Source organism: Halomonas sp. A3H3 (genome assembly GCF_000982975.1).
Taxonomy (GTDB): Bacteria; Pseudomonadota; Gammaproteobacteria; order Pseudomonadales; family Halomonadaceae; genus Vreelandella; species Vreelandella titanicae.
Window position 1 is genome coordinate 4,870,445 of the sequence record NZ_HG423343.1, and the last position, 12,918, is coordinate 4,883,362.

Below are 12,918 nucleotides of genomic sequence, written 5' to 3' on the forward strand. Positions count from 1 at the left end.
TAGGCTAGCGGTGTGCTTCGAGCCAGTCCAAGGCCCCTGGCGTAGTCCGCCACTGATCGCGCATCAAGGTGCGGTACTGCCACGCTTCCGCCCGGGAGCCGGGGTCAACTTGACCATCGGGGTGAGGCATGGAAGGCCGCGGGCTCTCTGCACAAATTAGCTCTAACGCGTAACGGTTATGGCCAAGCACATCGCCTAGCGCCGCTTCTGCCGCCTCACGCTGCTCTAACCGATAGAGTGCCAGGGCTTTACCCATCAAAAGCCCCAGTACCAGCGAGCCGTCGTCGTCACTCTCTTCCGCAAGTGCCAACGCTTCCTCGTTGCGATCATCGCGCAGCAGCTGGTCAAGTACCAGCTCGCGCAGGCCCAAGCTATCCTCCTGGTCGATCAGCAGTAGCTCCTCGGCGAGCTCCCTGGAGTGCTGTCGCGCCCCGCGCTCCATGCCAACCACCAACGCTAACCCCGTGCGTAGCAGCATGGCGTTGTTGGCATCGTCCCAGCAAAGGTTGCCGTCGCCTTCGGCGCGGGCTTGTTCCAACCACCTTGAGAGGCGCAGCGCCAATGGTTCCAGCAGGCTTGGGGCCATCCACGGCAGGCTGCCAAAGCGGCTGGTGAGCGCCAACGTTAAGTCTTGCACTACCTGTGGGGCGTCCAGCCACTCGGGATGTGCACAGAGTGCCGACATCCACTCAATGGCGTTGCCCCAGGGGTCATCTCGGAAGCCCAACGCTACGTCTTCATCCACCAACACCTGAAACTGCTCATGCCAAGCGGCAAACAGAGTCTCTTCACGAGCACTGGTGTTATATAGCAATCGCCCACTTTCAGGGTCGGCGCTTACATCGATTTTGGGGGCAGTGGGCAGCGCGGCCAGCAATGCCTGAAGCGCTACCAGCGGCGTTGCCAGATCCTCTTCCGCACTCAGCAACTGATCGGCAAGCGTCGCGCCGGGGTTATCCGCCAACGCGGCTAAAAAATCCAACTGATCTTCATCCAGATCACCCTGGCGAACCAGGCGACGATACCAGAAATTGGCGCGCTCTTTGGCTTCCTGTTCGTGCCCTTCATGCAGCAACAGCATGGCTTCGATGTAGGCCAAGGTAGGCGAATCGGGCAGCGCCTGCTGAGCCTTCACAAAGGCACCGCGGGCACTATCCAGGTCATCGTTATCCAAGTGCATCAGGCATAAACGCTCAAGAGCCACGCCGCGCAAAAACAGCGGCCCCCGCTCCATCACATCATCAAGTAGGTCAGCACGTTTACGGCTAAAACCGCGCTCTTGATAAATATCCAGCAGGATTTCAAAGGCAGGCTCGGCCTGCTCAGGCAGCCGTGACCAGTCACTACCATCGAAGAGTGATTCAAGGATTTGCATAGCGCGGCCCGTCTGACCGCTTTCAGCAGCAATCAACCCGGCTTCCAGTAGCGCTTGAGCCGGAGCCTGTCGGCTATCCAACGCGGCTTTCAGGGTCGCGCCCTTCCATTCGCGCAGCGAGAGCATCCACATCATCTGATCGGGGATCTCAGTGGGAAACTCGATCTGATAGCAACACTGCTTGAATTTGCGCCCTGAGTCACACCAGCACGGTTCATTACGCCCCGGCGTGGCGAGGGGCTCACAGGCAAAGTCGAGCCGCTCTAGCGGTGTTTGCGACCACAGCACTGGTGCCAGCGCTTGGGCCATGGACACATCGCCTTCAAATGAATCCGCGCCTTTGGCACGCACCCAGGTCATAAAATCCGGATAGTGTTCTTGTTGCCTGATTGCCGAGAGTGCCCCGGAGGCGAATCCCAGCAGCTGATCGACCCATACCGCCAGCATTGCCGTCTCCATGTTGTGACAGGATAGCTTGTTAAACGATGTCGTGTTCAACGATATCGAATTAAACAATGACCTGTTTAAAAGCGGCATAGTTTAGCATGAAGGCCGACATGGTCGCAGTGGCAATCGGTTGATCATTAATAGGCTCGATGTAATAGCGGAAGCGTGCGCTCGTGCATATTCAGTCGCGCGCCCAAACGCACTAAATTCCAATAGTGACCGTTCAGCGCCCGGGAAAGCAGCAGCGTTTCTGCGGGAGGCTGTAGGCGATCCATCGCCGCCCACACTTTAGGAGTTAGCTCGCGCAGGCGACGGTGCACCCGCACATCGCTGAAATCCTGCTCGCCCGGCTCAAACAGTGGCGCGATACATTCAGCGGATTCACGATAGAGCGCCAGCGGCGCGCCCTGCCCCTGGCGGCCACCCATTTGCATCAAGGCTTCGTCCATCCCCATGGGGTCATGCTTCAAGGTGGCATCCAACAGTTGCATCATCGCCTTTATGCGCGCATCGGGGACCGCAATTACCGCGCCCAAATCGTAAATCACCAGCCGCCCTTGGGCATCGGCTGCGAAATTACCCGCATGGGGGTCGGCATGTAGTTCGCCGTAGGTAAACAGCTCTTGGGTAATCCAGTCTGCTAATGTCTCGGCAATGCCCTGGCGCGTCTCGCCATCTGCCTCGGCTAATTCGCGCAATGGCGCTCCTTCCACGTAGCGCATCGCCAGCACATGAGGGCCGGAGAGCGCTGGCAAAGGCTCGGGAATCACTAGCCGTGGATCATCCTTATAGCGCTCACGGTAACGGGCCAACGCAGCAGCTTCGGCGTGATAATCCAGTTCCCCACGCAGGCTTTCAGCAAGCTCTTCAAATAGGGCATCCAAACGCGCCTGGGGTACTTTGAACCAGCGGCCTAAACGCATAATGCGTCGCACCTGGATTAAATCGCTCTCCAAAACATCAGCAAGGCCGGGGTACTGCACCTTAAGCACGACCGTTTCGCCCTCATGAGTGGTCGCGCGGTGAACCTGCCCCATGGAGGCGCTGGCAAAGGGGCGCTCCTCGACTTCGCTGAAATAGTGGTCAATGTCGCCGTACTGCTGAACCAGCGCTTCATGAATACGTGGCCAGGGCATCGGTTCGGCCTGGCGCTGCAGGCGGGCAAGCTCCTCGGCAAGATCGGGCGGTAGCAGATCGTCCCACTGGGACATAATTTGGGCAAGCTTCATGGCCGGGCCTTTAAGCTCTGAAAGCCCCTCAAACAGCGCTTCGCCCAGGGCTCGCCAATCCGCTTGGCCACCTAAACGGGTTTTCAGCAGCGCTCCACCAGTGCGTGCACCCAACCCCATTAAACGTCGTGTTCTACCTCGATCACGCATTGATGATGCCCCTTAAATACCAGCCCTGACCATCAAATAGATTGCTATCAAACAGATTGCTAGCCAACAAAACTATTTGTACATAATTTATACAACTTAACAGTATCAGCAATTTATCGCATCACTACATTGACCTGCCCCCTCTGGCGCCAATGCTGGCCAGCGTCTGCTACCATAGGCGCCATCAAAGGATACGATGAAGGCTTCGCTGCTATGCGCCTGATAATTGCCGAAAAACCCAGCCTCGCCCAAGCCATTGCCGAGGCGTTACCGGGCACTAGCAAACGCCAGGAGGGCGCGGTGCTATGTGGCGACACCACGGTCACTTGGTGCCTAGGGCACTTATTAGAGCAAGCGCCACCGGAAGCCTATGACCCCGCTGACAAGCAGTGGCGGCTGGATCGGCTCCCTATCGTGCCGCAGCAGTGGAAGCTGATGCCACGCCCCAAGGCGCGTGGGCAGCTCGCGGTGATTCGCAAGCTGATCAAACAAGCCACCGATGTGGTTCACGCGGGTGACCCTGACCGCGAAGGTCAGCTGCTGGTGCAGGAAGTGATCGAGTACATGAAGTACCGTGGCCCGGTACAACGGCTGCTGATCAGCGACCTTAATAAACCTGCAGTGAGCCGGGCGCTTGCCAAGCTACGCTCCAACGCCGATTACCAGCCGCTGTTTCAGGCAGCCCAGGCCCGCTCTCGCGCCGACTGGCTGTATGGCATTAACCTAACCCGTGCCTGGACACTCACCGGCCGACAAGCGGGGCACGACGGTGTGCTTTCTGTCGGCCGTGTGCAAACCCCGGTACTGGGATTAATCGTGCGCCGCGATAACGCCATCCGTGATTTTGTGCCTCATCCGTTTTATCCACTATGGGTGGATCTCAAGGTTGCCCAAGGTCAACTGCGCGCCTGGTGGGCGCCCAAAGAGCACCAACCCCTTGACGATCAAGGCCGTTTGATTGACCGCAGGCCCGCCGATGCCCTGGCGGCTCAGTTACCCGGCGCATCAGGGCAACTCACCAAGCTCGACCAGCAGGAGAAACGCCAGGCACCGCCACTGCCCTACTCGCTCTCTGCTCTTCAGGTAGACGCCGCCCGCCGCCACGGGCTCTCTGCGCAGATGGTGCTGGATATTTGCCAGCGGCTCTACGAGCGCCACAAGTTGATCACCTACCCCCGTTCAGACTGCCGCTACCTACCCGAGGAGCATCTTCAGCTTGCTCAGCGCAGCCTCACCAGTGCCTGCCAGAACGATGAAGCGCTTCAGCAGTGGCTGAATGGAGCAGACTTTACCCTGCGCTCCAAGGCGTGGAACGATAAGCAGGTCGGTGCCCACCACGCAATCGCACCGACCGGAAAACCCGCTGATTTCAGCCAGCTCTCCGCTACCGAAGGCCATGTGTTTCGGTTGATCGTGCGCAACGTGATGGCGCAGTTCTACCGTCCTCTGCGCACCTTCGAAGTCAAAGCCGAATTTACGCTGCTTAATGAAGCCTTCCGCGCCCGCGGGCAAAGCATTCTCGACCCCGGCTGGAAACCGCTATTCACTACTCGGGATGAAACACCACCGCTGCCGCCGCTGACCCAAGGCGAGCCCTGCCAGGCGCTGGGAGCAGGCGTAGAGGAGAAGGAAACCCGCCCACCGGAACCATTCACTGATGCCAGCCTGATCAAGGCCATGATGAACATTGGCCGCTACGTGGACGACCCGGAAGTGCGCCGTACGCTTCGCGACACCGATGGCCTGGGCACCGAAGCCACCCGGGCGGGCATTATCGAAACCCTGGTACAGCGCGGCTACCTGGTACGCCAGCAAAAAGCCCTGCGTGCCACCAAACTGGGTAGCGCCCTAATCGCCGCCCTGCCCAGCGCGGTAAGCACGCCGGAGCGCACCGCATTATGGGAGCAGCGCCTGCGCGCAATTTCCGAACAGCAGGACGACCCTGGCGCGTTTCAGCAAGCGCTGTTGGATGATTTACGCGGCCTGCTCACCCACAGTGACGCTGCCAAGCTCAGGCAGAGCCTGCAAACCGCCCAGGGTGAGGCCGGTGGCCCGCCGAAACGCACGGGTAAGCCGAGAAAGAGCTATGCAAGAAGGAAAAGCCCCAGTGGGAGAAAGAAGGCTTCCAACAAATAACAATTATACCGTCTGGATGTAGTTCCCTGATTATAAAAAGGCGAGGCCTTACCAGAGGATTTAACTCTCTGTTCATTCACGCCCTCTAGTTTTTGCATTCGGCTCCCATCAAATATCGGTATTGTCTTCGTCATCGCCCAAGGACGAAGACTTTTTGTTGCTGATTGAACCGGAAAAGAAAGGCACTACGTAGAGGACTACCCAGGCCAGCAGCGTACACAGAACCGCCGTCTGCTCGCGTCCCAGGCCGACGGCTATGCCAATTGCCGCCGTTAACCAAACCCCTGCCGCCGTGGTAAGCCCGGACGTACCTTTTTCATCTTTACGGGTGATAATGGTGCCGGCACACAGAAAACCGATGCCTGCAATCACGCCTTGGATGACCCGGCTCATTTCCGCATCAGAGATACCCGTTTGCTGAGGTATAAATATAAACAAAGCCGCCCCCATACAGACCAGCATATGGGTGCGTATTCCAGCGGCCTTGCCTCTCTGCTCTCGCTCGAGCCCCAATAGACCGCCTAGTACAGCCGCCAATAGCAAGCGAATCACAACAATGATGAATTCACTCAGGTCATTAAAATCTGAAAACTCGGATATTATAGTATTAATAATTACTTCCATCGTTTCGTTCCTTGATTGCCAGAGCGACGGCTCTTAAATACTATGAGTTGAATTCAGGGGAACAGCATTTCTCACCTGCAGTAGGACGAGCATCAGCTCGGAGATACACTTTAGAAGCTCCTTGAACAACAGCGAAGCTTCGAAGGTCATCCAGCAGCGTGGCCTGTTAACCAAGTCAGTAAGGTGGATGGGTAGCTTGCCTATAAGATAACGGTATAAAAGTCCTCCACTATCAATTCATCAACGTACACAACCCACCCGGCACCGCCAAAACCCAATCACTGATCGCTTGAATGGTTGGGTCATGCCGTCGGCTTTCTGGGTAGACCAGAAAGAACGGCTTACCTTCAAATTCGGGGCCGAAAGGTTGCACCAAACGCCCCTCTTCCAACTCATCCTGAATCAACTGGCGGCTCATCAGCGCTACACCCTGCTCCCCAACGGCAGCCGAGATAGCGTGGGTCTCATCAGAAAAGACCAGCCCGGCACTCACGTCCAGCCCAGGTACCCTTGCTTCTTTCTGCCACGTCGCCCAATCCAGTGGTGATGATATGGCCCCCTGACTGCTGAAGTGAATCAATGGGTGCAAAGGTAGCTGTTCTACCTCGTGTAGACCAAGGCGTGGGCTACAGGTCGGGATAAAGGTGTTATCAAACAGCTTCTCGGCGACCAACCCTGGCCAACGGCCATCGCCATAGCGAATGGCAATGTCTGCCGTTACCCCATCCAGAGGAACCGACTCATGCGAAGCATGAATACGCAGATCTATATCTGGATGGGAGTCACGCAGCATACACACCCAGGGCAGCAACCAGCGCACCGCAACCGCTGGCGTTGTAGAGAGCGTAACGGTTTGGCGAACAGGTACAGCACTCAACCGCTCGACAACATGACTAATGCTATCAAACGCAGTCTCCAGAACCTGCAGTAGCTCACGGCCCTGAGGTGTCAGCGCCAACTGTCGGGGTTTACGTAAAAATAGGGTAACGCCTAGCGCCTCTTCAAGACCCCGAACCTGATGGCTAATGGCAGTGGCAGTAACGGATAATTCCTGCGCCGCCTGCTTGGCACTTTCATGGCGGGCAGCGGCTTCGAAAGCTCGTAGTGCTGAAAGCGAGGGTAATCGGCGATGGTTCATGAATGAGTTTCACTCATCTATAGCTGCAAGAAAAGATCGTTTGTTCAGGCTGAAAGGCAAAGCCTAAGCTAAGCCTGTTGTTAATCATAGATGAGTTCAACTCAGATTAGGAGGCCACCATGACACACATCCTGCATATAGACGCTAGCGCCCGCCCCGGTATTGCTGGCACAGATAACCACGGCTCGCATAGTCGCCATTTAACCTATCAGTTTGTCAGCCAGTGGCAATCAAGCCGACCGCAAGACACGGTTACCTATCGCGATATTGGTCAAAACCCACCGTCGATTATCAGCCACGACTGGATTGCGTCTGCCTTCGCCCCCGAAGAGCACCGAGAAAGCTGGATGAAGGACGCACTGACAGAGAGCGACCATCTGATTGATGAGTTAATTGCTGCTGATATTGTGGTAATCGGAACGCCGCTATACAACTTCGGTATGCCTGCCGCCCTCAAGGCGTGGGTCGACCAAGTAGTACGGCCCGGTCGAACGGTAGAGTTCGATGACACCAACCCGATAGACCCTTACATACCCAAGCTCACAGACCGAAAAAGGCATGCCGTTGTGCTCACCGCTAGAGGCGGCGTAAATATGGCGCCAGGTGAAGAAATGGCCCATATGAACCACCTTGAGCCACACTTGGCCACAGCACTGGCATTTATCGGCATCACTCGCGTTCACTACATCGCGATCGAAGGACAGGAAGTGGGCGGCGAGGTATTGGCCAAATCGGTTGCTGCCGCGATACAGAAAGTTGAAACGCTTGTTGAAGAGTTGCAGGTAGCGTTGGAAAGCACGCCATCACCTCAACCGGCCTAAATTATAGTTAATGGTCTTTCATCGTAAATACGCTGAAGTATAAGGAGCGGCTATCGCTACCCAAGGATGTCCGCTCCTTTATGCCCTTCTGGTACACCTTGAACTAATAGCACATCGCCCTCTGTATTCCGGGTACGCAATGGGCGGATCGCTTTATAAGCAGCCGAGTCATACCAACCTTGCGCATGCTCCATGGAAGGAAATTCAATCACCACCATATCCCCTGTCCACCCTCCCTCAAGCGGAATGTATGGCCCACCATGCACGAGGTATTTGCCCGAGAACGGCGCGAGGGTTGCATCAATGCCTTCTAAATATTGTTTAATTTCAGGATCGAATCGGGTTTCGCGGATAAGAGCAACGGCGTAAGCAGACATTATCACCATCCTTCATTTAAACGAAAAGAGACCTCCTCCCCAGCACTTCAAAAACAAAAATAGCATTACGTAGCCTACCTTGCACTCGCAGCCAACCGTGCACCCAACGCGACGAAAAGTGCTCCAAGGGATCTATCCATCCATAAACCAACGTGTGGTTTTCTCTTTAAGTAAGCACCCAACTTAGCACCAGCCAAAACCAAAGGGGGCTCTATTACGGCAGCAACTGCAATAATAAGGCTGCCATGCAATAAAAGCTATGCCTCGGCTGGGCCAGCGCCTTCCCCGATAAATTGCGGCAGGAAAGCCAGAAAGAAGATAGCGACTTTGGGGTTTAGCGCAGATACCAGCATGCCCTGCCAATAAACAGTGGAGAGGTTCTTGTTACCCGGCTTTTCTGCAGCGACAAACTGATCCCCTTGAGACAGCAACATTTTAATACCGAGCCATATCAGGTAGGCGGCCCCTACCCATTTAACAATCGAAAACGCCAATGCAGAGGTGGCTAAAATAGCCGAAAGACCAACTGCAGCCATTACTACATGGAGCGCCGCTCCTGTCCAAATCCCAAACATAGCGGCAAACCCTTGTCGTCGCCCGCTACGTAATGTTTGCCCCAGTATGTAGGCAATATCTGGCCCCGGCGATAGGTTCAAAAGCACGGCCGCTGATAAAAAAGTCATCCAGTGCAGCAATGTATACTCAAACATAAGCGCTCTCTTGTATTTTTCCTTTGCCAAGCTAAAAGAATGTTAACGTGCTAGTTGGAAAGGTTCAGCTGCCAGGAAACGCCGTATTTATCATTCAACCATCCGAATTTTTCACTAAAGCCGTAATTATCTAGAGGCATCAAAACCTTACCTCCATCGCTCAATGCTTTAAATACGTCTTCTATTTCTTTCTCTGAGCCGCACTCAACGTGTAATGACATTGTTGGCGTAAAACTGAACTGATGGTCGTAATAGCTATCCATTGCCAGGAAGAGAGTGCCGTTTATCGAGAAGCGGGCGAGCTTAACTGCCCCTTCGGGATCATGCCCCCCAGCTTCGACACGCTCGATATCGATGATTTTCGAGTTCTCAAATAGCGAAGTGTAAAACTTGATAGCTTCTTCGGCTTTACCGGCCTGATCCCCCACAAACATTAAAGATGTTTTGATAGTCTTCACTTTAACCTCCCATTTCATTTGACGCGCTAAGCGTTACTGTAGAAAGGTCTGCAAAACAGACGCGACATTGACTGCTGTGGTTAAGAGGCATTCTTGAGCTCCTGTTTAATGAAATCCCCTTTCGCCGCCGTATAGGCTTCTCGGTCTGACGTAAATTCCGCCGCCCACAGACGCTTCTTTTTCTCATAACGTTGCGCCAGTTCAGTATCAGCGCGCAGTCTATTGCGAAAAGCCAATCGCCGATGCCACTCTTCACCGCCATACACCATAAGATGCAGATGATGCGTCCTACGCCCCTCGGCCCATCGCATTAACCAACGCCGCCCGACCAAGGAAGCGTTGTACGCTAATGATGTCGCATATTTGGCACGGCACAACGGCTCCAGCAAGTCATCAGCCTGGTGCATTGACTCTACGCCTGCCAGGATATCGATGATTGGCTTGGCCGAGAGACCATGAACAGCGGTACTTCCGATGTGCTCAATGGCTAGAAATTCATCTGGAAATAAATCCAGCAGCCTGTCTCGCTCCTTCTCGAATAGAGCTGGCCAAGCCATATCATATGGAAATAGCGCGACCTCCTCATGGATGGCTCGATTTAAAGATTCCGTTTCATCCATGGCTGAGGCTCCCCTGTATCGAAAATTGTTGCCTATGCTTCATCTGATAACAGTGGCGGCATGGGGCAATCGAGAATATCGGCCATGGCACGGAACAGTTCGGCTTCGGCAGGCAGAATACGTCCACTGTGCTCAATACAGCGCGCCATCGCTTGCAACAGCGCAGGCTTATGCAGAGGCTTTAAGCGCCGCAAACGCTCAACGGCCAGGCTAAGCGCATGCATATCACTTATATCGTCAGTGGCCCTCAATGAGAACGGCAGCTCACTCTCAGCGGCATCGAGCGCGGCGCTTATCTCAGCCGGGTCATCTTGACCGGCGGTGGCAAGCACCGTCAGTAGCATCTGACACTCCCGCTGCAGGTCGTTTATCTTGAGGTTTGCAAGCCCACTGCCTTGCTTGCTGATGTTATTCAACACCAACTGATATAGCGTCCACTCCAACAGACTGACCTGACCATCCGCCTCAATCAACCGTTCCATACAGAGGCGAAAGTGCTGGGCCTGCTCCATCGAGAGCGACCGTAACGCTGGCAGCGTCAGTTCTATTAGAGGCAAGCGTAACTGTACATCCAGCCTCAACATTTCCGGGCCATAATCCATCAGCGCTCGGTAAACATCTGGCAGTGCAACTTGATGCAACGCCTTAAGCTGATGCCTACGCATTGTCTTATCCTGGCTAAGCAGCAGTGAATGGATCAGAGCACGAGCGGTATGGGGCTCATGGGCGGCGATTTTAATCCGCTCAGGTAGCGCATCTAGTGTCGCTCTAGCCTGGTTAAGATGGCGCTGGTCAGGCTGGCCCATGGTGTTAATGGCGGTTTGAGCAGAGGCACCGGTTAACACAGCGGCCATTGCCCCCGTTCCCGTGGCTGTTCCCGAGCCGAATCTGGGCTCCGCTTCAGACCGCTCACCGTTGCCTTCTGGTTCTGTTGCGTCATTCTCGGCTTGCTGGATGGGCCAAGTGACTTCGAAGCGGCCATTCCAGTCTGGCATGACCCGCTTGATACGATCTTTAATCGGCGGATGGGTGGCCATCATTTGGCTAAAGCCCTGCCGTACGCCTTGACCGAAGAACAGGTGGCTGAATTCCGCCGCCTGTGTCGCTTGCAGGTGAGAACCCTGGCTGTGCGAGCCGATTTTAACCAGCGCATTACCAATCCCCTTAGGGTTACGGGTAAACTGCACCGCAGAGGCATCCGCCAGATATTCACGCTGCCGACTAACCGCCGACTTGATCAAGTTACCAAAGAAGGTACCTGCATAACCGATCAGCATTAGCGCCGCCCCGAGCGCTAAAACGACTGCTCCTGAGTTGTCGCGTTTTCCACCGCCGACCCGCCGAAAGCGCATACTACGCAGCACTGTTCCGCCCAATAAGCCAATGATTAGGATGCCATGCAGTATGCTGATCAGGCGCATATTCAACCGCATGTCACCATGCAGAATATGGCTAAACTCATGAGCTACGACGCCCTGCAGCTCATCCCGCGTCAGGTTACGGATCGTGCCACGAGTAATCCCGATCACTGCATCATTGGTTTGATAACCGGCGGCGAAGGCATTGATGCTCTCCTCCTCCAGCACATACACGGAGGGCACTGGCGTACCAGAGGCAATCGCCATCTCTTCGACCACATTGAGAATACGCCGCTCATCAGCATCACGGGTATTAAGATTGATCTCGCGTCCACCAAGGGCTTCTGCCACTACCCGGCCACCACGCCTTAGCTGACTGCGTTTGAATAGCCCGCCCAGCACCACGACGGCCAACACTGCAATAGCAACGCCAGTGACCAGTTCAATCGAGAGTGCCGACCACATTCCCTGAGCAGAAAGATTGGTTTGTGTAGCGGATTGCTCCCCCATTAAATGCAGCGCGATGGTAATTGCCAGCGTGGTAACAGCAATCAGGGCAAGTACTGCCAGTACCATCAAAACGACCAGACGCCCGGTTTTACGACGAGCGTTATCCTGCGCGGTAAAAAAATCCATGTCGCGTTTTCCCTGAGCTTAGAACGACACCGTCGGCGCCGCTTGAATCTGGGCGCTGTCTTCAAACTCTAACAACGAGGCATCCTGCCCATGGCCGAACATGCCCGCAACTGCTACCGGCGGGAAGCTCTGCCGATAGGTGTTGTAGTGCATCACCGCATCATTAAATGACTGCCGCGCAAAGGCCACTTTGTTTTCAGTGCTGGTTAGCTCTTCTGACAATTGCTGCATATTTTCTGAGGCTTTTAGATCCGGGTAGGCTTCCATGACCACATTGAGCCGCCCCATCGCCTGTGTCAGCACGCCCTCTGCACCGCCCAGGTCTGCCATGGCTTTGGCACTGCCTGGGTTTGCCGCGGCCGCTTTTAGCCCAGCGGCGGCTGTATTACGAGCCTCGATGACCGACTGCAGCGTCTCCCGTTCATGGCTGAGGTAACCTTTTGCGGTCTCTACCAGATTAGGAATCAGGTCATGCCGACGCTTAAGTTGCACTTCAATTTGCGCAAAGGCGTTCTCAAAGCGATTTTTCAAAGACACAAGTCGGTTGTAGATACCGATGACGTAAAACGCGATAACGGCGATGATCGCCACAGTGATGATGATAGTGAGCACTATGGTTCTTCCTTATAGTAGGCATTCGTCAGTAAAAGCCGGTCTATGAAAAGCTAGACAATGAATGCCTAGCTAGTGAAAAAAGTAGCCACCAAGTTCAATATCCGACGTTCACACATCACTTTGCAAGCTTAGGGAGAAAGGGAATGTCGACATAGCATTGCTCAAGATCACCTTTCTCATAAAACACTGTGATCGTATCGGTACCTGCTCGAAACGATTATCGA

12 protein-coding genes are annotated in these 12,918 nt (G+C 54.8%); 2 read left to right on the forward strand and 10 right to left on the reverse strand.

Going from position 1 to position 12,918, the window contains the following annotated elements:
• Nucleotides 1–4 precede the first annotated feature (4 nt).
• Together HALA3H3_RS22120 and HALA3H3_RS22125 are read right to left on the reverse strand one after the other, a co-directional pair.
• Nucleotides 5–1,822 (reverse strand): SEC-C domain-containing protein, encoded by a 1,818-nt coding sequence (locus tag HALA3H3_RS22120; RefSeq protein ID WP_022523731.1) that lies wholly within the window; start codon nt 1,820–1,822, stop codon nt 5–7.
• A 137-nt stretch (nt 1,823–1,959) separates the two neighbouring features.
• Entirely contained in the window at nt 1,960–3,201 is a 1,242-nt protein-coding gene (locus HALA3H3_RS22125; protein ID WP_022523732.1) for an ABC1 kinase family protein, read from the reverse strand.
• A gap of 213 nt (nt 3,202–3,414) precedes the next feature.
• On the opposite strand from HALA3H3_RS22125, the gene HALA3H3_RS22130 reads away from it, so the two are divergent.
• A complete protein-coding gene (locus HALA3H3_RS22130) occupies nt 3,415–5,337 on the forward strand; it encodes a DNA topoisomerase III (RefSeq protein ID WP_022523733.1) in 1,923 nt (640 codons plus the stop codon).
• 108 nt (nt 5,338–5,445) lie between these two features.
• Here HALA3H3_RS22130 and HALA3H3_RS22135 read toward each other — a convergent pair whose 3' ends face one another.
• Nucleotides 5,446–5,961, reverse strand: a complete 516-nt coding sequence (locus HALA3H3_RS22135; protein WP_022523734.1) for an MgtC/SapB family protein — start codon at nt 5,959–5,961, stop codon at nt 5,446–5,448.
• Between the two features lie 232 nt (nt 5,962–6,193).
• Nucleotides 6,194–7,099, reverse strand: coding sequence for a LysR substrate-binding domain-containing protein (locus HALA3H3_RS22140; RefSeq protein ID WP_022523735.1), 906 nt, complete (start codon nt 7,097–7,099; stop codon nt 6,194–6,196).
• Nucleotides 7,100–7,218: 119 nt separating this feature from the next.
• Here HALA3H3_RS22140 and HALA3H3_RS22145 point away from each other — a divergent pair, with 119 nt between their 5' ends.
• Nucleotides 7,219–7,920 (forward strand): FMN-dependent NADH-azoreductase, encoded by a 702-nt coding sequence (locus HALA3H3_RS22145; protein ID WP_022523736.1) that lies wholly within the window; start codon nt 7,219–7,221, stop codon nt 7,918–7,920.
• Between the two features lie 56 nt (nt 7,921–7,976).
• Here HALA3H3_RS22145 and HALA3H3_RS22150 read toward each other — a convergent pair whose 3' ends face one another.
• From HALA3H3_RS22150 to HALA3H3_RS22175, 6 genes are all read right to left on the reverse strand, one after another.
• A complete protein-coding gene (locus HALA3H3_RS22150; RefSeq protein ID WP_022523737.1) occupies nt 7,977–8,297 on the reverse strand; it encodes a DUF1330 domain-containing protein in 321 nt (106 codons plus the stop codon).
• Between the two features lie 257 nt (nt 8,298–8,554).
• Nucleotides 8,555–9,007 carry a LysE family translocator gene (locus HALA3H3_RS22155; RefSeq protein WP_022523738.1) on the reverse strand — a complete coding sequence of 151 codons (453 nt, stop codon included), beginning with the start codon at nt 9,005–9,007 and terminating at the stop codon, nt 8,555–8,557.
• 50 nt (nt 9,008–9,057) lie between these two features.
• The gene (locus tag HALA3H3_RS22160; RefSeq protein ID WP_022523739.1) at nt 9,058–9,465 is read right to left on the reverse strand and encodes a VOC family protein; all 408 of its coding nucleotides are present in this window, start codon (nt 9,463–9,465) and stop codon (nt 9,058–9,060) included.
• A gap of 80 nt (nt 9,466–9,545) precedes the next feature.
• Nucleotides 9,546–10,085 (reverse strand): GrpB family protein, encoded by a 540-nt coding sequence (locus tag HALA3H3_RS22165; RefSeq protein WP_022523740.1) that lies wholly within the window; start codon nt 10,083–10,085, stop codon nt 9,546–9,548.
• Nucleotides 10,086–10,117: 32 nt separating this feature from the next.
• Nucleotides 10,118–12,079 (reverse strand): M48 family metallopeptidase, encoded by a 1,962-nt coding sequence (locus HALA3H3_RS22170; RefSeq protein ID WP_022523741.1) that lies wholly within the window; start codon nt 12,077–12,079, stop codon nt 10,118–10,120.
• A gap of 18 nt (nt 12,080–12,097) precedes the next feature.
• The gene (locus tag HALA3H3_RS22175; RefSeq protein ID WP_170834116.1) at nt 12,098–12,694 is read right to left on the reverse strand and encodes a LemA family protein; all 597 of its coding nucleotides are present in this window, start codon (nt 12,692–12,694) and stop codon (nt 12,098–12,100) included.
• Nucleotides 12,695–12,918 lie beyond the last annotated feature (224 nt).

What these genes read in the sequence shown, in the direction of transcription:
- HALA3H3_RS22155 (WP_022523738.1), bottom strand. Translation starts at nt 9,007, where the DNA reads ATGTTTGAGTATACATTGCTGCACTGGATGACTTTTTTATCAGCGGCC.
- HALA3H3_RS22165 (WP_022523740.1), bottom strand. Translation starts at nt 10,085, where the DNA reads ATGGATGAAACGGAATCTTTAAATCGAGCCATCCATGAGGAGGTCGCG.
- HALA3H3_RS22145 (WP_022523736.1), top strand. Translation starts at nt 7,219, where the DNA reads ATGACACACATCCTGCATATAGACGCTAGCGCCCGCCCCGGTATTGCT.
- HALA3H3_RS22170 (WP_022523741.1), bottom strand. Translation starts at nt 12,079, where the DNA reads ATGGATTTTTTTACCGCGCAGGATAACGCTCGTCGTAAAACCGGGCGT.
- HALA3H3_RS22135 (WP_022523734.1), bottom strand. Translation starts at nt 5,961, where the DNA reads ATGGAAGTAATTATTAATACTATAATATCCGAGTTTTCAGATTTTAAT.
- HALA3H3_RS22120 (WP_022523731.1), bottom strand. Translation starts at nt 1,822, where the DNA reads ATGCTGGCGGTATGGGTCGATCAGCTGCTGGGATTCGCCTCCGGGGCA.
- HALA3H3_RS22130 (WP_022523733.1), top strand. Translation starts at nt 3,415, where the DNA reads ATGCGCCTGATAATTGCCGAAAAACCCAGCCTCGCCCAAGCCATTGCC.
- HALA3H3_RS22140 (WP_022523735.1), bottom strand. Translation starts at nt 7,099, where the DNA reads ATGAACCATCGCCGATTACCCTCGCTTTCAGCACTACGAGCTTTCGAA.
- HALA3H3_RS22125 (WP_022523732.1), bottom strand. Translation starts at nt 3,201, where the DNA reads ATGCGTGATCGAGGTAGAACACGACGTTTAATGGGGTTGGGTGCACGC.
- HALA3H3_RS22150 (WP_022523737.1), bottom strand. Translation starts at nt 8,297, where the DNA reads ATGTCTGCTTACGCCGTTGCTCTTATCCGCGAAACCCGATTCGATCCT.